The sequence below is a fragment of the Savagea serpentis genome, from assembly GCF_015351395.1.
Taxonomy (GTDB): domain Bacteria; phylum Bacillota; class Bacilli; order Bacillales_A; family Planococcaceae; genus Savagea; species Savagea serpentis.
Genome location: NZ_JADKPV010000002.1, coordinates 95,152 through 113,849, shown reverse-complemented (window position 1 = coordinate 113,849; position 18,698 = coordinate 95,152). Strand labels below are relative to the sequence as shown.

Below are 18,698 nucleotides of genomic sequence, written 5' to 3'. Positions count from 1 at the left end.
TTAGACAAACCGTAGTAGCGAGCAAGTGGCGAGGCGGAACACGTAGAAGCAAGAAATAATCTAGCATTATCAGATGAATATATTTGATAATGTTTTTAGTAGCAGTGATTGTATGTTAGTAACAACAACACCAACGATTCAAGGACGCGAAATTACCGATTATCTCGGCGTCGTCTCGGGTGAAACGATTATGGGAGCCAATATCGTACGTGACATTTTCGCGAGCTTTACAGATGTCGTCGGAGGTCGCAGCGGTGCGTATGAAGAAAAATTGACTGAAGCTCGAGAAACAGCGCTCGCTGAAATGGAAGCTCACGCTAAGGCGCTCGGTGCAAATGCGGTCGTCGGAGTCGATCTCGACTTTGAAACATTGCGTGAAGGCATGCTCATGTGTGTCGCAACAGGCACAGCAGTTATTTACCGTTAATTTACACAAAAAGCTATGACTCCTCACAAATGTGAATTGTCATAGCTTTTCATTTTTAAACTTCTGGCACAGGATGTGCTTTTTCGTATTGTGAAATATCCTCTTCTAACGGAATTTCTTTTTGACGCGCTTGTTTCGCTCCGACGAAAAATACTGCCGTTAATGTGATTGTCGTAATAACCGCTCCGATATACGAAATGTTCATCGGTAAGTTAAAGCCGATTTTCGCATTTAAAATATACGTCGTCGTTGCCATTAACATAAATATTCCTGGTATGAGCGCAATCCAGTAGTTTTTCCTACTAATGAATAAATACATCGCGCCGACATACAGTGCAATGACCGCTGTCGATTGGTTCGCCCATGAGAAGTAACGCCATAAAATATTGAAGTCAATTTGTGTTAAAGCGATTGAAATGACGAACATCGGTAAAGCGATCATTAAACGTTTGCTAATTTTCGCTTGTCCAATTTTGAAATAGTCTGCGATGATCATACGCGCACTACGGAATGCTGTATCTCCTGAAGTGATTGGTAAAATGATCACTCCTAAAATCGCAATCGTTCCTCCAACTGCCCCTAACATCGTTGTCGCTACTTCACTAACGACGACAGCTGGTCCACCTGCTGCTAACAATTCATTTAACTTATCTCCTGAGAATAAGCTCATGCCTGCTGCTGCCCAAATCATTGCGATAATCCCTTCTGCAATCATCATGCCGTAGAAAATTTTACGACCTTGTCCTTCTTTTTCAGTCGTACGTGAAATGATCGGTGACTGCGTTGCGTGGAATCCAGAAAGCGCTCCACATGAAATCGTTAAAAATAATAATGGGAAAATCGGAATATTGTCCGGGTGTAAATTTTGAAGCGTTAACTCTGGAATTGGTGCTCCTTTTAAAATGAGTCCGCCTCCAATTCCGATCGCACTAATGACGAGTAACATTCCGAAAACCGGATAAAAACGCCCGATAATTTTATCAATCGGTAACAATGTCGCTAAAATATAATAAGCGAAAATAAGAACTAAAATAAATGTTAAAGCAACTTTACCGTCCATTAAATTGTAAAGTAAATCTGCTGGTGCTGAAACGAATACCGTTCCAACTAATACTAATAATAAAAGTGAAAATACGTTGACGACGTGTTTCATTACATTCCCTAAAAATTTCCCTGCTAATTCTGGTAAGTGAGCACCGCGGTTGCGGATGGAAATCATCCCTGTTAAATAGTCGTGCACACCCCCTGCAAATATAGCCCCCAGTACAATCCAAATGAATGCGACCGGTCCGTAAAGCGCTCCCATAATCGGACCGAAAATAGGACCGACCCCTGCGATATTTAATAATTGAATTAATGAGTTCTTTTTCGTATCCATCGGCACGTAATCGACACCATCGCTACTCGTATAAGCAGGCGTTGGACGATCTTTTGGACCGAAGACACGCTCGACATATTTACCATATGTTAAATAACCTATCACTAATAAAATAATACTCACGATAAATGTAATCATTGTCTCTCTCCCCTTCGAACATGTTTATTTTCCTTATTATAAGAAAAATAAGACCAAAAGAGAGCGTTTTCATTCATCATGTCGTTTCTCCATATTAACATGTCGTTTTAAAGCGTTTACTTACAACGCTAGTCGTTCTTTGAGCTGTTTTACGTAGTTGCGACTGACAGGTAACTGTTCACTGCGCCCGTTTACTTCTAACTGAAACGCTCCGTTAAACCAAGGAGTCAATTTTGTCACTTCATTTAAATTGACGAGGTAGCTTTTATGAATGCGAAAAAAAGGATACGCTTCTAAACGCTCTTCTAATTGCTTCAATGACATTTTCACTTCGTATGTCGCCTGTGATGTTACAATCATTGTCGCTTGCTCTTCTCGAAAGGCATATAAAATGGTCGAAATTGAAATGTATTTAATTTCGCCTTCATTTTCAATCGCTAATTTATGAAGTGCACGTTTCGATTCGGCAGGTGTCATTTTACTTTTCACTTTTGAAATCGCTCGCGTTAATTCTTCAATGTTGTATGGTTTTAATAAATAATCTGTTGCTTGAACCCGAAAAGCGTCGACAGCATATTGCGCGTATGCTGTCGCAAACACAATTTGAGGTGGATTTTTCAATGCTTGAATCGCTTCAGCCGTTTCAATTCCACCCATCTTCCCCATAGAAACATCCAAAAATAAAACATCTGGTTCATGTTGGACAGCTTGCACAATCGCCTCTTCGCCACTGCTCGCTTCAGCGACGACATCGACATGTAATTGTTCCGTTAATAAATAAACTAACTCTTCTCGAGCATATCGTTCATCATCGACGACGATCGCTCGTACTTTCTCTGTTAACATGTTGTTCCCCCTATGCATCAATCACAAATTGTACTTTTGTTCCGATATCAAGTTCACTTTGAAACTGCAATGCAGCAGTCGGACCATACGTCATCATTAAGCGACGATTAACATTGTACAAACCAACGCCTGTACTTTCTGTCTCTTTATCTTTTTGTTGTCCGACTTTTTGTAATTTCTCTTCCGTCATTCCTAAACCATTATCAGACACTGCCACTTTTACTTTGTCATTTATTCGATCAATCCCAATTGTGACGTAGCAATGACCTTCACATCCTTGCATCCCATAGCGAATCGCATTTTCAACGAGCGGTTGAATCGATAGTGGCGGTATTTTCGTTTCCAGCGCCGCTTCGTCAATTTGTTGAATGACGGTCAATTGATCGACGAAACGCGCTTCTTCAATCGCAACATATGCTTGTACGTGGGCAAGTTCTTCTCGTATCGTAATGAATGGCGCTTTCGTTCGCTCGACATTTTGCCTTAAAAAATAAGAGAGCGACGTTAATAAAGACCGCGCTTCATCTGGTCTCGTCCGAATGAGTGAGATGATGACGTTCATCGAGTTAAATAAAAAGTGAGGACTAATTTGAGCTTGCAACGCTTGAATTTCCGCTTCCTTCGCTAACTGATGAAGCCGTTCTGCATCGGCCAGTTCCAATTGATCATTTAATAAGCTCGCAAGTCCACGAATCATTTGAATCGTCACTTCATTAATCTCTTTTTTAGACGGGTAATACAATTTCAACGTTCCTACCGCTTCACCGCGAAGTTTTAACGGCGTGATGACTGCGGCTTGGAGTGGACAGTCAGGACGTTGACAATGAATCCGTGGCCCATCTGCGACAACTAATTCACCTTGCTGCAACACTTCTCGCGTTAAATGCGTTTGAATTTCACTAAGTGGCTGATGGTGATCGCTCGCGATGCCGACATGGGCTAAAATTCGCGACTCATCTGTAATCGCAACAGCGACCGGATTTAATTCTTTATATAAAATGTGACACACTTGCTCTGCCGTATGGGGTGTCATCCCTTGGCGCATGTACCCGATCGTTTGATTGGCAATGCGCAACGTCTTCTCCGCTTGCACCGCACTTGCCTTCTCTTCTTCGTCAAATACACTATAAATGATTAACATGAATAAAGCAGTACCAATTCCATTCGCGATAATCATCGGCAATCCGATAACAGAAACGAGCGCCCACGCTTGATCGAACGGTTTCGAAATGAGTAAGATGAGCGACATTTGAAACGCTTCCGCGAGCGCTCCTACTAAAAAAGCAATAGGTGTTGAAATGCGTTTATTTTTACGGTGTAAACGGCTAGCTACTCCTCCGGAAATAACAGTGGATACACTGCAAGCGACAGCAGTGAACCCGCCGAGCATTAACCGATGCACCCCTGCGATTAACCCTGCCCCAATTCCGAGACGAGAACCTCCCAGCAAACCTGCTACGACTATACCAATCACTCGGGAATTGGCAATCGCTTCTTCTTGCGCTAAGTTATTAGACACACTTTCAAAGTGAGTGGTCGATGTATTAAACGATACCCCGAAATACGTGCCGATAATGCCAAATAATCCGAATAAAATAATCGCTGATACATTTTGTTTACGGCTCAATTTATGATGTTGGGTCATCATTTTAAAAAATCGAAAACGCGTTAAAACGAAAGCCATCGCAACAATAATACTGACACGTTCTAGCATAATAATCAGTAAATCGACCATGCGCTCACCTCTTTCATTGCATTTAAAAAACGTGCTAGTCTCTATTAAGACTAACACGTTTTACGAATGACTAAAATCGTTTTGTAAATTTATTACGGATGATAATCGCGGATGAATTTAACACGAGTAAAGCGACGAGTAAGACGATAATTGTCGCCGCTGCTAAGTTCGCATATTCTGCTACGAGGGATGAATCGAGCGTCCAGTAATAAATTTGCATCGGCAAGACAGTAAACTTATCGAAAATACTTCCTGGGAATGGAATGAGCAATGCTGGAATTCCGATGACGACGAGTGGCGCTGTCTCTCCAATTGCACGAGATAACGCCAAAATAGCCCCTGTTAAAATTCCTGGTAATGCAACAGGTAAAACGACAGCACGAATCGTTTGCCATTTTGTTGCTCCCATACCGAGTGAGCCTTCTTCTAAAAATTTAGGGACCGCTCTCAATGCTTCCTGACTCGCGACGATAACGATTGGTAAAATGAGCAATGACATCGTCAGTCCCCCAGCGAGAACGATATTACCTAAATCCATCGCTCGGACGAACACTGTCAAGCCTAAAATCCCGTAAACGATGGAAGGAACTCCTGCTAAGTTTGCAATATTCGTCTGAATAAATTCAGTGAATTTATTTTTCTTCGCATACATTTCTAAATAAATTGCGGTTGCGACACCGAGAAACATCGTCACAGGCGCTACGACAATCATGAGCCAAAACGTTCCGAGAATGGCTCCCATAATACCTGCACGTTCTGGATTTGTAGACAATTTACCCGTCAAAAAGTTCCAGTTAATGTAGGCGATCCCTTCAGATAAAACACGATAAAGTAAAACAGCCAATACGACAAGTCCGAATAAAGTAGAAAGAAAGAAAATGCCTTTTGACACTTTATTCATCATTAAACGCCCATTTAATTTACGTTCAAATTGCTGAGCTTCTTGAACATGTTCCATCTTAATACACCTCTCTAAACTTGCGTGATACGTAACGCGCTAACACGTTCATCAACAATGTGAAAATGAACAAGGTCATCGCAACAGCGTACAAACTGTAATAAACCGTTGAACCTGCTGGTGCATCTCCACCTGTTACTTCTACAATATACGCTGTCATCGTCTGCATCGATTGGGTCACATCGACTGTGAAGTTTTTCGTACTACCGCTCGCAATTGTCACAATCATCGTTTCTCCAATCGCACGTGAAATCCCGAGTACGAATGAAGCGATAATTCCAGAGAGTGCTGCCGGTATGACGACTTTACGTGTCACTTCCAATTTCGTCGCTCCTAATCCGAGCGCTCCCTCACGCATCGATTGTGGCACAGAGCTCATCGCATCTTCTGATAAAGAAGCGATCATCGGGATAATCATCACTCCCATCACGAGACCCGGACTTAAAATATTCGTCGCTTCTAATCCCGGAATTAAATTTTTTAAAATCGGTGTGACGAATGTGAAAGCGAAAAACCCATAAACGATTGTCGGAATCCCCGCAAGTAGTTCCAACATCGGTTTTAAACGTTTACGCAATTTTTCCGATGCGTATTCACTTAAATAAATCGCCGTCATTAAACCGATTGGCACGGCAACAAACATCGCAATAAGAGAGGATAACATCGTACCCATGACGAGTGGTAGCACACCGAACTCCGGGTTTTGACTCAGTGGTTTCAACACTGTACCTGTTACGAATTCTACAATAGGGACCCGTTTAAAAAATTCTACGGTTTCCGTAAGTAATGTAATCACAATTCCAATTGTCGTTAAAACAGAAATACTTGCAATAACAAAAAGTAAAGACGGAATTGATTTTTCGAAATAATCTCGAAATGATTTTTTCTGCTTACGTTCTTCAATCAATTGCCGTATATTTTTTTCTCGTTGATCTTCCATATGTTCCCCACTCCTCATGGACAAAATGAGATGAGCATAAAGGGCGCTCATCTCACTTTATATCATTCTTATTTTAAGCCTTCTAAAAATGTAATATTTTCTTTCGCTTCAGCTTCTGGAATTGGAGCAAATCCAGTTTCACCAGCAAATGTATTAACATTGTTCATCGCGTAAATTGCGAAGTCTAACACTTGTGGTTTTGCTTTCGCATTGTCGACGTTTAAGTATGTGAATACAGGACGTGTAAAGTCTGCATAGTCACCATCTTCTGCGATAGTTTCTAATTTCGGCTCTACTGGACCGTTACCAAAATCAACATGCACTGCTTGTAATTGATCTGTGTTGTTTACGTAGTAACCGAAACCGAAAAATGCGATACCGTTTTTATCTTCTGATACTAATTTTACTAATGTTGAATATTCTTGTTGTAAGTTCACATTGTCTGCTAAGTCTTGTTTATCGAGAATTTTTTCATAGAAGAACTCGTACGTTCCGTGGTTTTCGTTCGGTCCCATCGGTGCGATATCTTCTGCTGGCCAATCTGGATTAATGTCTGACCATTGTTTTACCTCGCCTTTAAAAATAGAGATTAATTGTTCTGGTGTCATTTCACTTGCCCAATCGTTTTCTTTATTAATCACGAATGTTAAACCGTCTAATGCGACTTTTAATTCTTTTACTTCGATGCCTAATTTATCTGCTTCTTCTTTTTCCTCATCTTTCATTTCACGTGATGCGTCGTTAAAGTCTGTCCCATTTTCTACGAGGAACTTTTTAAATCCAGCACTCGTTCCTGCACGGCTCACTTCAACTGAAACGCCTTCTTGTTCATTTAACATATATTCTTCTGCAACGCGTGACATTAATGGGAATACCGTTCCTGAGCCATCGATGACAACACTACCTTCTAATTCTTCTGCTGAAGGTTTTTCTCCTTCATCTCTACCTGTTGCCTCTTTGTTATCTTTTTCCTTATCATCGCCACCACAAGCAACGAGTACGACTGCTAATGCTGCCATGACAACTGTAAGTAACCATTTCTTAAAATTCATTCAAATTGTCCTCCCTTGAACATTTATCTTCTTTTTGAAGTAAGTATGTATCAACTTCACTTATGAGTATACGAGTGAATTATTAATCCGATTTATGATATTTGTAAATGATAAGTAAATTTGGTTTATTATAGAAATGAAAAAGTTACATCCTATAAAAAGATGTAACTTTTCACCATTAACCGAAACGGCCGTTAATATAGTCATATGTCAGTTGATCTGCTGGTTCATTGAAAATAGTCGATGTACGATCATATTCAATCACTTCTCCATTTAAGAAAAATGCTGTGCGATCTGAAATTCGTGCCGCTTGTTGCATATTATGTGTCACGATAACAATCGTCACATCATTTTTAATTTCTTTAATTAATTCCTCAACTTTATTCGTCGATACAGGGTCTAGCGCCGATGTCGGTTCGTCCATTAAAATGACTTCGGGTTCAACTGCAAGTGCGCGAGCGATACAGAGACGTTGTTGCTGCCCGCCTGATAAACCGTACGCATTTTCGTGAAGACGGTCTTTCACTTCATCCCATAATGCTGCTTTTTTCAAACTGTTTTCAACCACTTGGTCTAAAATCGCCCGGTTTTTAATCCCATGTATTTTCGGACCGAACGCCACATTTTCATAAATCGATTTTGGAAATGGGTTCGGCTTTTGGAATACCATTCCGACTTTCGAGCGCAACATTTCAACAGGCATAGAACGATCTAAAATATTATCTCCTTGGAAAGTCACATTCCCTGAAATCGAAACATTTCCCGCAAGTTCTACCATGCGATTCAACGTTTTTAAATACGTTGACTTCCCACATCCAGATGGTCCGATAATCGCCGTCACTTCTTTTTCGTGAATCGTTAAATCAATATTTTTTAACGCATGTGACGTCCCGTACCATAAATTTAACCCGTTCGTTTCATATACCGGCTTGTTCCATTGAGCATTTTCCATGACGCGCAACTTCACTGCTTCTGTTCTTTCAATGACTTGTGTCATTTGTAAGTCCCCTCTCATCGATTCATCAACCGTTACATTTTGCTTACGGTAAGCGTACCAAATGAATATTGAGGAATTATCAAACTTATGTAAAGAAAACGTAAAAAAGCAGAGCGCTTATAACGCTCCACTTTATATTAGTCTATTCCCATTTCAGCACGGACAACTTCTGCGATGCGTTCGACTTGACGATTGCATTCGTCCTCACTCGGCGCTTCTACCATCACACGGACAAGCGGTTCTGTTCCAGAAGGGCGGACGAGAACACGTCCATTTTTACCGAGCTCTTCCTCCACTGTGCTAATCATAGAAGCTACTGCTGCATTATCTGTCACATGATGTTTATCAGCCACGCGAATATTGATCAGACGTTGTGGATACACCGTCATTTCTGAAGCGAGTTCTGACAATGGTAAACCAGTTTCTTTCATAATATTCACAAGTTGGACAGCGGTAAGTAAGCCGTCTCCTGTCGTATTGTAATCGAGGAATACGATGTGACCTGACTGTTCTCCACCGAAGTTTAACGTTTGTTCACGCATCGCTTCCACGACGTAACGGTCACCTACCGCCGTTTGGACACTTTCAATGCCATGTTGTTCCAACGCTTTGTAGAAACCGATATTACTCATCACTGTTGATACGACAGTCGATTTCGCCAATTTTCCTTTTTCATTCAAGTACTTGGCGATGATGAACATAATTTGGTCACCATCTACAATTTTGCCGTTCTCGTCTACTGCGATTAAACGGTCACCATCTCCATCAAATGCTAACCCGAGAGCCGCTTCTTTTTCAATGACGAATTTTGCAAGTGCTTCCGGATGCGTTGATCCAACACCTTCGTTAATATTTAATCCATCTGGTGACGCACCCATCGTCGATAAATCAGCTTCCAAATCGGCGAATACATGAGTCGCAAGAGATGATGTCGCTCCGTGTGCACAGTCAATCGCAACGTGAATATCCATGAAATCTGAGTCTACCGTTTGTTTCAAATATTGAATATATTTTTGTCCGCCTTCGAAATACTCTGTAATCGTGCCTACATTTCCACCAATAGGGCGTGGTAATTCATCCCGTTCTGCATTCAATAAACGTTCAATTTCCTCTTCTTGTGCATCTGTTAATTTGAAGCCATCGCCAGCGAAAAACTTAATGCCATTGTCTTGAACAGGGTTATGTGATGCCGAAATCATGACACCTGCCTGGGCATTCATCGCACGTGTTAAGTAAGATACTCCTGGTGTGCTAATAACACCTAACGTCATCACTTCGACGCCCACTGATAATAAACCTGCAATGAGGGCACTTTCTAACATCGGCCCTGAAATACGCGTATCGCGACCTACTAGTACTTGTGGTTTGGTCGTCGCATCTTTCGTCAACACATAACCACCTACACGCCCTAGTTGAAATGCTAATTCTGGCGTTAACTCTTTGTTCGCTACACCGCGAACTCCATCGGTTCCGAAATATTTCGTCATATCATTTTCTCCCTTTCAAACTTTTCATCTCGTTTTAAGATACATGTGTTTCTTCTACCGTGATCATAAGCTCTTGCACATCAAGTGCCCACTTCACATCGTTTGGTCCTTGTACTTGGACAGGTAATCGAGATTGTCCAGCTTTTTGGATACTTGACGCATCCACATACAATTTGAAATTTGAATTGTTCAGACGGTCGAGTTTTGATTTCTGACCTGTAATTGTTAAATTTGCAGTAGGCGGAGACACTCCATTCACTTCATATTGATCAGCAAGTCCTTCAATTTGCACAGGTAATTGCGCTAATTTTTTAGACGTTTCTGGATCTACTTCTACTGCTGCCTGTCCTTCTTCTTCTACATCCGGTTCAACTTCCTCATCTACTTCTGGTTCGATGATGACTGTCTCGTCTACATCCACTTGAACATTCACTGGCACTGTTTGAGGATCTACGCGCGATGCTCCTTCAGGTACGATAATCGGCATTTTTACAGAGCCTGATTTTTTCACTTTACCTACATCAACTTCCACTATCAACTCTTTTAAACGGTCCAGTTCATGTTTAGACCCGTAAACGACAGCTGATGTTGCGTCCATTGTCATTGTGCGAATCGTTACACCAGGAACAGCTTCTCCGACTTGCTTTATTTTTAAAGGTAAGCTTTTGCTGAACTGCTCAATTTCGACTTGTACCGATACTTCTTGCGGTTCAATGGATACATCTAACTTATTTAAATCTTTATCTAACACACGAACTCTCGCTTTTTGTTCAAATGACTGCGTGACACCTTTTTCCGCATCGATGCTCACTTTTACATATTCAATCGACTCAATAATACTCTTAGCACCCGTGACTTCCACTTGTTTCGGATTGACATCAATCATCGATACATAATGTTCTTCACCAATCGATTGCTCATTCAACTCCGCTTCTACGGAGAAAGTTTCTGTAATCATCTCTTCAATCTTCACTTTAATACGACTTGGATCTGAACGAACAGATAATTTATCAGAAATATTTTCATATTGAATCATGACATAATGTTCGCCAAGTGGCAAATTCGTCAAATCGACAAGCGCAGTAAAATCTTTTGACAAACGTGTTGATTGAACGATATTTTGCGGTCCTTCAATCTCTACATCGATTGTCTCTGGTACGCCTGTTACAACTAGATTTTGTTGGTCATAAAATACTTCAACAGGAACGTCACGTATAACATCCATCATCTCTCCACTTGCTGAGCGCATCTTTTTCTCTTGCTCTGATTGAACGGAGAAAAATAAAATGAGCGCAAGAATGAGCGCCGTGAGACGAAGAAACCATGGACTATCCATAAACTTATCCATCTTTCTTCTTCCCCCATTTCCATACATTTGACTCAACGAGAGCAGTGTCATCCGCTCCGAACCATAATTCAGTCAAACGCTCTTCAAATTCGTCAATCGTTAAATTACGTAAAATATCTCCCGCTACTGTTAAACTAATTGCGCCTGTCTCTTCTGACACTATAATCGTTACAGCATCTGTTTCTTCGCTAATTCCGAGTGCTGCACGATGTCGTGTACCTAAATCTTTTGAAATAAATGGGCTTTCAGACAAAGGTAAGTAACAACTTGCCGCCGCAATTTTGTTTTTTTGAACGATGACCGCGCCATCGTGTAGTGGGGTGTTTGGGATAAAAATATTGATGAGTAATTCAGAAGTAATCGTCGCATCAAGCGGTGTTCCTGTCTCAATGTACTCGCTTAACCCAGTTTCTTTTTCAATTGAGATGAGCGCCCCGATTCGACGTTTTGCCATATAGCTAACTGACTTCTTCATCGCCTCAATTAAACGCTTTTGCTCCTCATCTTCTTGAAGTGAGGATCGAGCAAAAATCTTTCCACGACCTAGTTGTTCGAGTGCTCGGCGTAATTCTGGTTGGAAAATAATGATGACCGCTAAAAATCCAAAGGTCAACACTTGCTCCATCATCCAGCCAAGCGTACTCAAACCAAAAACTTCCGTTAAGAAACGCACGATTAAAATGACAAAAATCCCTTTTAACAATTGGACAGCTTTTGTTCCCTTAATAATCGTAATTAATTTGTAAAATACGAACCATACGAGCAAGATGTCGACGATGCTTCGAATCCATTCACTCGCCTTCATCGTCATGAAAAAATCTAAATTACTCATGCGCTTCACCTCAATTCCATTCCGAAATAGTATCTATTTATTATAGCATACACTCTAACAGATTCCTTCTCTTTTCAGACGCCTTACCGCTCGAGATGTTTCCAGTTCCAGTAAAAAAATATACGTGATATTTATAAAAAATGAACGCCAACATAAAATGTCGCTACGCAGTTCATTCATGCGTAGCGACATTTTTTATTCTTCAGATGAAGTGAATATATTTTGAACGCTCGTTTTAATTTTATACCAAAGCCAATCAAAAGCACGATCAATCTCTTCCACTTCGCCCGTAATTACAGCTGTCGAAGCCATATACTTCGTTCCTTTAATGACGGTCACATCGCCTTGTACTTCGCCTTCAATTCGGAGATCACCATTTTTCACGACGAGGTTGCCATCAATCACTGTTCCGGCTGGTACAATCACTGTATTACCATCGACGACTAAGTTTGGTTGTTTCGTATAGGACAATTGCTGATCATTTCCATATGATGAAAATAATGTCACACTCATCAATACTAAAAACATCGCTGCAGCTGTTAACATCGGGTATTTTCTTAAAATTCTTCCAACATTCCACTTACGTTTTTGCTTTGGCAATTGTGCCATCACATTTGCTGTAAAGTTCATAGACGGAGCAACCGGTTCTAATTGTGAAAAGAGAAAGACCGTTTCTTTTAACTCGTTCATATGTTCTCGACACTCTTCGCATGATGACAAATGTTCACGTAAATTTGCTTCTTCTTCAATACTAATATCGCCATCTAAGTAGTTATGCATTTGCTCTACGATATGTTCTGGACAACGTTTCATTTGCTTCACCCTCCTACCAATTTCCCATCATTTGTTGTCGAAGAGCTTCTCTTCCTCTATGTAACCTCGTCTTGACAGTTCCGAGAGGTAAGTCTAAAATTTCCGCAATATCTTTCAACGATAATTCTTCGATATATCGTAAAACAATGACTGGTCGATACGTTTCAGATAGTCGGCTAATTTCATATTGAACGCGCTCTTGCGTCTCCATTTTTTCCAATTCTGCTTCCGGTAAATCTTCCGCTGACTCCAACTGTGAATACATATCTAAACCTTCAGTACCTGGTACTTCCGCATCTAATGAGTAGTCAGGTTTTTTCTTTCGTAAACGGTCGATACATAAATTTGTCGCGATTCGAAAAATCCATGTGGAAAACTTTCGTTTTTGATCAAATTTATGTAAATTCGTATAAGCCCGAACGAACGCTTCTTGAGCGATATCCTCAGACTCTTCTCTGCTACCTAATATACGATAACATACGTAGTACACTCGGTTTTGGTACAGCATAACAATTTCTTCAAACGCTTCTTGTTGCCCATCCAGCACTTCATTAATTCGCTTATTTACTAATTCATCCACGTGCGCCTCACCCTCCGCTCTGTGCGGCTGTCTCTACTTTACGTTCGACAATGTGTTAAGTTTCATTTTTAAATAAACTTTTGTCGATTTGTTTAAAATCGCAGTTGTGAATGGAAGCTACGATTTCTCGTTTAGAACATTAAATGAGTGTTTCTCCTAGCAAAGAACCCATTAATGTGACAGCGACATCGGCTGTTTTATTTTTTTCGTCTAAAATCGGATTGACTTCTACAAACTCTGCTGACGTAATGCATTGCGATTGCTGCAACATCTCTAAAGCTAAATGACTTTCTCGATAAGTCATACCGCCATCAACAGGGGTGCCGACACCTGGAGTATAGAGGGGATCTAACCCATCTAAATCCAATGAAAGGTGTACACCGTCGACATCACGCTCTTTCAAATGTGCTATCGTTTGTTCCATTACGACTGCCATCCCATACTTATCAATCTCATGCATGGTGAATACTTTAATTCCTAACTTCTGAATGAAATGACGTTCTCCTGGATCTATAGAACGCGCTCCGATAATGATTAAATTTTCAGGCTTAATAAAGTTTCGTTGCTGAAATAACGCCGTCAAATGTTCATGTCCATACCCCATACTAACAGCGAGTGGCATACCATGAATGTTTCCAGAAGGCGAAGTTTCAGCAGTATTCATATCTGCATGCGCATCAAACCAAATGACACCTAAGTTTTGATACGTTTCAGTTAAACCAGCCAATGTCCCAATTGCGATACTATGATCGCCTCCTAAAACAAGTGGAAATCGCCCTTCTTTTACAATCTCATCCACTTTTTTGGCGAGGGCTTTATTCGCTTTCACGACTTCTTCTAGATTTTTTAAACGCTCTTCTAGATTTGGTTTATTTTCGACGGCACTGACATGAATATCCCCTTCGTCACGTACATGATGGCCGAGTGCTTGCAAACGTTCTACCGCCCCTGCATACCGGATTGCACTTGGCCCCATATCGACCCCACGACGACTTTGTCCATAATCTAATGGAACCCCCACAATTGAAATTTTTAATTCTCCCATCGAACATTTCCCCTTTTCTCTTCATTGTAGCTTGAATGTCGAAACTTTTTCAATATGAAAAGCCGAACTGCCTCATTACAGTTCGACTGGCGTTCATCTATTGAATCCCGACAATGCGATTTTCTAAAAAGAAAATACATTCCGTCGGCTCAATTGGACGACTGTAGTAATACCCTTGCCCTTCATGACAACCGAGCGATGTTAAGATTTCTCCATGTTGTTTCGTCTCTACCCCTTCAGCGACGATATTCAAACCAACTGTATTCGCTAATGTCACAATCGCACTGACAATCGCTTTACTATCTTCATTTTCATCTAAATCACGAATAAAGGCACGATCAATTTTCACCGTATCTACTGGCAGTTCTTTAATGTAGCTAAATGAGCTATAACCTGTTCCAAAATCGTCGATTGCGACAGTCGCACCTAAATCTCGAATTTGTTGGATTTTTTCACTCATCTCATCTTTGTTAACAAATGTACTTTCAGTCAATTCCACTTCTAATTGAGTTGGGGAGATGTGGTGATTTTGCAAAGCTTGGGCAATGGTCTCTACAATATTATCCTCTTCAATTTGAATCGTCGAGAAGTTCACTGCCATACGTAAATTAGTATGTCCCATCTCTTCCCACTCATGCAATTGTGCGAGCGCTTCGTTCAAAATCCATTCCCCTAGAGGAACGATCACTTTTGTCTCTTCTGCCAATGGAATGAACCGGTCTGGTGGAATGCGCCCGAGATCGGGATGATTCCATCGAACGAGTGCTTCAAAACCTGTAAGTTCTAAAGTTTTCAAATCCACTTTCGGTTGATATTCCAATTGGAAATATTCTTGCTCCACACTGCGTTTTAATTCATTTTCCAATAAGATACGTTCTAATGTTTTAGATACCGTTCCTGGTTCATATAGCGCTAACGAACCGCCACCTTCTACTTTTACTTTCTGTAGTGCTTTTTCAGCGCGTGTTACGAGTTCCGCTGCTTTCGTAGCATGCTCTGGGAATAGAGACATTCCGCTACTGATGGAGAGCTCGTATTCCTCGTCGTCAATTCTGATTGGTTCCTGTAAATATAACCGAATTCCTTCCGCTATTTGCAGGGCCTCATCTTCATTTTGAACATGACTTAAAGTGAAAGCAAATTCATCTCCAGAAATTCGTCCAATTATATCTTCTTCTCCAAGCACTTCTTTTAAACGGCTCGCTACCACAGATAATAAATAGTCTCCTGCTTGATGTCCTAAAGAATCATTAACATAACGGAAACGATCAATATTTAAATGAACGAGCGCTAAGCATCGTTCTTTTTCTATCATATGCTCTAACTTTTTATATAATTGGCGACGAAAAGCCGTCCGATTTAATAAAGTCGTTAATTGATCATTTGAAGCCAAGTCTAAAATGCGTTGTTCTGATATTTTCTGTTCAGTAATATCATGCATCACGATAATGTGATCCCCAAAATATTTTCCCTCATCCTGAATTTGATACATATTGGCCCGCATATAAGCTACCGTATGATCACTTTTTAATACACGAAATTGAAGAACGCGCTGAGATTTAGAATAGCGAACAACATTGCGCAACGTATTCGTCCGGTCGCTTTCATAAATTATATCACTGAAATCTGTATGTTCTAAACGTTCCGAAGGGTAACCGAGCAGTTTTCTAAACGAAGGGGAGGCATATTTAAACTTCGATTCATAATCAATTACTGCTATAAATTCTGAAGCGTTTTCTGTAATTAAACGGTATAGTTCTGCATTGTCACGAATTGATTCCTCCATTTGTTTCTTTTCCGTAATATCCCATCGAATCGAAATATATTGAATGGGCTTTCCTTTTGAATTCATAAACGGAACTATGACAGTATCTACCCAGTAATAAGTCCCATCTTTTGCTTTATTTTTAATTTCACCACGCCATATATTTCCACTACCTATCGATTTCCACATATTTTTAAAGAACTCTTTTGAGTGGTGACCCGAGTTAACAACATTATGATTTTTTCCAATCAATTCATGCGCTTCATATTTTGACATACTTAAAAATTGTTCGTTTGCATACATCACTTTCCCCGTAGGGTCAGTGATTGCCAAAATCGCTGATTGATTGACAGCAGAAGCTACATCTTGCGCCATTTTCTCTGGATCTCGATCGCTACTCTTACTTATCATTTCTGTAATCTTCTCTACCAAACTTTTCACGAGACGATCCCTTCCTCTCAACAATCATTCGGAATTTAAGTCATTTGACCTAAATCGAAAATTAAACATCCCTTTATATTGCGTTCCAATTTCCTATTCTAAATGTTAGACTTTACATTTCTTCTTTTATTTTATCATTTTTTTAACATTGTATAAATAGCTTTACTTCATTTATCTTCGGAGAACGCTGTATTTATTCACTATTTCACATGGCTTTCTCGATTATTGCGACATTTAACATTTCCAATCTTCAAATATTATTTAACAACTTAAAAACAAGTAAACTTCTAAAAAAGTTTACTTGTTTTTAAATTACTTTATTTACTTATGGCAATAAACAAAAGAAACTCTCATATACTAATGAAAATATACTCATGTGTATTTGTACTTAAAAATAAATATTTTATTGTCCTAACATTTATACTTCTTTCATGTTAACAAATACACTTTTTATTTCAGTGTAATTCGCTAAACCATATTCACCACCCATTTCACGGCCTATACCAGATTGTTTATAACCACCAAATGGCATCGTTTCCCACTCTAAACCAAAATCATTAATCCATACAGTACCCGCTTCTAATTGGCGCGTGATACGATGCGCTTTTTTCACATTTGTTGTCCAAACACTTGCTGCTAATCCATAGATACTATCGTTAGCACGTCGAACTACTTCTTCTTCTGAATCAAATGGCAGGATAGCCATGACAGGTCCGAATATTTCCTCTTTAACTATCGTCATTTCATCTGTACAATCTGCAAAAATTGTTGGTTCAACAAAATAACCTTTATCATATTTTCTATGACCTCCTGCAACGAGACGTGCACCTTCCGCTTTTCCTTTTTCAATATAGCCTAACACAGTATTCATTTGCTTTTCGGAGACAAGCGGTCCCATATCTGTCTCCGCAAACAAACCATCTCCTACCTTTATTGCTTTTGCCTTTTCAGCTAAACGCTTTACTACTTCATCATAGAGTGAACGGTGAACAAAAATACGAGTGGTCGCACTACAATTTTGTCCGTGATTGTACATTGTTCCCGCTAATGCTCCATCAATCGCCTCATCCAAATCGGCATCTGCTAAAAGAATGGCAGGAGATTTACCTCCTAATTCAAGCGTTACACTCTTCATCTGTTCAGCAGCTTGTTTCATAACTGTTTTCCCGACTGCTGTTGAACCTGTAAATGCTACTTTTCGAACATCAGGATGTTCAATTAGCGCTCCTCCCGCAACCGACCCTTGCCCTGGCACTACATTTACTACACCGTCAGGGAACCCTGCCTCTTTAAAGAGACGTGCTGCATATAATAAAGATAATGGTGTTTCAGAAGCCGGTTTAATAACTACAGTACAACCTACTGCTAGAGCAGATCCTAACTTCCACGCTGCCATGGCCAATGGGAAGTTCCACGGAATAATTTGACCAACGACACCTACTGGTTCATGTGTAATATAATTCAAATAGTCAGGTGAAACATTCACCGTTTGTCCTGTTATTTTTGTCGCCCACCCTGCATAGTAACGGAAATGCTGAATCGTTCCATCGACATCATCTTCTAGAGCTTGTTGATAAGGCTTGCCATTATCTAAGCATTCCAATTGAGCTAATTCTTCCCGATGATCTTCTAATAAATCAGCAAAAGTGTAAATCAGATGTGAACGAGTGGCTGCTTCCATCTTCGTCCATTCTCCTTCATAAAAAGCTGCCGTTGCTGCTTGAACAGCCTTATCGATATCTTGTTCATTCGCTTCAGCAACTGTTGCAATCACTTCTTCTGTAGCAGGATTTAATACGTCAAATGTTGCTCCATTTTGTGCTGAAACTGATTCACCATTAATCCATAAACCTTGTACTTCTTCTAAAAACTTTACAACACGTGGTTTTAATTGCATTTTTAACACCCCTTATTCC

The 18,698-nt window shown here is 40.2% G+C and carries 16 protein-coding genes; 1 reads left to right on the top strand and 15 read right to left on the bottom strand.

All coding sequences use genetic code 11. The features are described 5' to 3' along the window. The first annotated feature begins 112 nt into the window (after positions 1-112). Positions 113-427: a YbjQ family protein gene (locus IRY55_RS06670; protein WP_194562527.1), complete on the top strand. Its 315-nt coding sequence runs from the start codon at positions 113-115 to the stop codon at positions 425-427. A gap of 55 nt (positions 428-482) precedes the next feature. Here the strand turns inward: IRY55_RS06670 and IRY55_RS06665 are convergent, their stop codons facing one another. The 15 genes from IRY55_RS06665 to IRY55_RS06595 form a co-directional block, all read right to left on the bottom strand. Further along, positions 483-1,943, bottom strand: a complete 1,461-nt coding sequence (locus tag IRY55_RS06665) for a carbon starvation CstA family protein (protein WP_194562526.1) — start codon at positions 1,941-1,943, stop codon at positions 483-485. Between the two features lie 120 nt (positions 1,944-2,063). Then, positions 2,064-2,789, bottom strand: a complete 726-nt coding sequence (locus IRY55_RS06660; RefSeq protein ID WP_194562525.1) for a LytR/AlgR family response regulator transcription factor — start codon at positions 2,787-2,789, stop codon at positions 2,064-2,066. Positions 2,790-2,799: 10 nt separating this feature from the next. Continuing rightward, a complete protein-coding gene (locus IRY55_RS06655; protein WP_194562524.1) occupies positions 2,800-4,524 on the bottom strand; it encodes a sensor histidine kinase in 1,725 nt (574 codons plus the stop codon). A 70-nt stretch (positions 4,525-4,594) separates the two neighbouring features. Next, on the bottom strand, positions 4,595-5,428 hold the full coding sequence (pstA, locus tag IRY55_RS06650) for a phosphate ABC transporter permease PstA (RefSeq protein WP_408015144.1): 834 nt from the start codon (positions 5,426-5,428) through the stop codon (positions 4,595-4,597). A 55-nt stretch (positions 5,429-5,483) separates the two neighbouring features. After that, positions 5,484-6,422 (bottom strand): phosphate ABC transporter permease subunit PstC, encoded by a 939-nt coding sequence (gene pstC / locus IRY55_RS06645; protein ID WP_235961075.1) that lies wholly within the window; start codon positions 6,420-6,422, stop codon positions 5,484-5,486. A 68-nt stretch (positions 6,423-6,490) separates the two neighbouring features. Then, positions 6,491-7,474 carry a PstS family phosphate ABC transporter substrate-binding protein gene (locus IRY55_RS06640; protein WP_194562522.1) on the bottom strand — a complete coding sequence of 328 codons (984 nt, stop codon included), beginning with the start codon at positions 7,472-7,474 and terminating at the stop codon, positions 6,491-6,493. A 178-nt stretch (positions 7,475-7,652) separates the two neighbouring features. Next, the gene (gene pstB, locus IRY55_RS06635) at positions 7,653-8,426 is read right to left on the bottom strand and encodes a phosphate ABC transporter ATP-binding protein PstB (protein WP_235961083.1); all 774 of its coding nucleotides are present in this window, start codon (positions 8,424-8,426) and stop codon (positions 7,653-7,655) included. 182 nt (positions 8,427-8,608) lie between these two features. After that, positions 8,609-9,958, bottom strand: coding sequence for a phosphoglucosamine mutase (gene glmM, locus IRY55_RS06630; protein WP_194562520.1), 1,350 nt, complete (start codon positions 9,956-9,958; stop codon positions 8,609-8,611). A 34-nt stretch (positions 9,959-9,992) separates the two neighbouring features. Further along, the gene (locus tag IRY55_RS06625; RefSeq protein WP_194562519.1) at positions 9,993-11,306 is read right to left on the bottom strand and encodes a CdaR family protein; all 1,314 of its coding nucleotides are present in this window, start codon (positions 11,304-11,306) and stop codon (positions 9,993-9,995) included. Beyond that, positions 11,299-12,138 carry a diadenylate cyclase CdaA gene (gene cdaA, locus IRY55_RS06620; protein WP_194562518.1) on the bottom strand — a complete coding sequence of 280 codons (840 nt, stop codon included), beginning with the start codon at positions 12,136-12,138 and terminating at the stop codon, positions 11,299-11,301. Before cdaA ends, IRY55_RS06625 begins: the two co-directional genes overlap by 8 nt. A gap of 195 nt (positions 12,139-12,333) precedes the next feature. Then, the gene (locus IRY55_RS06615) at positions 12,334-12,951 is read right to left on the bottom strand and encodes an anti-sigma factor family protein (RefSeq protein WP_194562517.1); all 618 of its coding nucleotides are present in this window, start codon (positions 12,949-12,951) and stop codon (positions 12,334-12,336) included. 13 nt (positions 12,952-12,964) lie between these two features. Then, complete coding sequence (gene sigW / locus IRY55_RS06610; protein WP_194562516.1) at positions 12,965-13,531, bottom strand: RNA polymerase sigma factor SigW; 567 nt, start codon at positions 13,529-13,531, stop codon at positions 12,965-12,967. Between the two features lie 139 nt (positions 13,532-13,670). Beyond that, positions 13,671-14,576: an arginase gene (gene rocF, locus IRY55_RS06605; protein WP_194562515.1), complete on the bottom strand. Its 906-nt coding sequence runs from the start codon at positions 14,574-14,576 to the stop codon at positions 13,671-13,673. A gap of 97 nt (positions 14,577-14,673) precedes the next feature. Continuing rightward, complete coding sequence (locus tag IRY55_RS06600; protein WP_194562514.1) at positions 14,674-16,782, bottom strand: sensor domain-containing protein; 2,109 nt, start codon at positions 16,780-16,782, stop codon at positions 14,674-14,676. 418 nt (positions 16,783-17,200) lie between these two features. Then, on the bottom strand, positions 17,201-18,679 hold the full coding sequence (locus tag IRY55_RS06595; protein WP_194562513.1) for an aldehyde dehydrogenase family protein: 1,479 nt from the start codon (positions 18,677-18,679) through the stop codon (positions 17,201-17,203). Positions 18,680-18,698: the final 19 nt, after the last annotated feature.

Bases quoted from the DNA above. Each gene is read 5' to 3' on its own strand.
- IRY55_RS06595 (WP_194562513.1), bottom strand. From the start codon at position 18,679: ATGCAATTAAAACCACGTGTTGTAAAGTTTTTAGAAGAAGTACAAGGT.
- IRY55_RS06665 (WP_194562526.1), bottom strand. From the start codon at position 1,943: ATGATTACATTTATCGTGAGTATTATTTTATTAGTGATAGGTTATTTA.
- pstC (WP_235961075.1), bottom strand. From the start codon at position 6,422: ATGGAAGATCAACGAGAAAAAAATATACGGCAATTGATTGAAGAACGT.
- cdaA (WP_194562518.1), bottom strand. From the start codon at position 12,138: ATGAGTAATTTAGATTTTTTCATGACGATGAAGGCGAGTGAATGGATT.
- IRY55_RS06625 (WP_194562519.1), bottom strand. From the start codon at position 11,306: ATGGATAAGTTTATGGATAGTCCATGGTTTCTTCGTCTCACGGCGCTC.
- IRY55_RS06660 (WP_194562525.1), bottom strand. From the start codon at position 2,789: ATGTTAACAGAGAAAGTACGAGCGATCGTCGTCGATGATGAACGATAT.
- IRY55_RS06655 (WP_194562524.1), bottom strand. From the start codon at position 4,524: ATGGTCGATTTACTGATTATTATGCTAGAACGTGTCAGTATTATTGTT.
- IRY55_RS06670 (WP_194562527.1), top strand. From the start codon at position 113: ATGTTAGTAACAACAACACCAACGATTCAAGGACGCGAAATTACCGAT.
- pstB (WP_235961083.1), bottom strand. From the start codon at position 8,426: ATGGAAAATGCTCAATGGAACAAGCCGGTATATGAAACGAACGGGTTA.
- IRY55_RS06640 (WP_194562522.1), bottom strand. From the start codon at position 7,474: ATGAATTTTAAGAAATGGTTACTTACAGTTGTCATGGCAGCATTAGCA.
- rocF (WP_194562515.1), bottom strand. From the start codon at position 14,576: ATGGGAGAATTAAAAATTTCAATTGTGGGGGTTCCATTAGATTATGGA.
- glmM (WP_194562520.1), bottom strand. From the start codon at position 9,958: ATGACGAAATATTTCGGAACCGATGGAGTTCGCGGTGTAGCGAACAAA.
- IRY55_RS06615 (WP_194562517.1), bottom strand. From the start codon at position 12,951: ATGAAACGTTGTCCAGAACATATCGTAGAGCAAATGCATAACTACTTA.
- pstA (WP_408015144.1), bottom strand. From the start codon at position 5,428: ATGATGAATAAAGTGTCAAAAGGCATTTTCTTTCTTTCTACTTTATTC.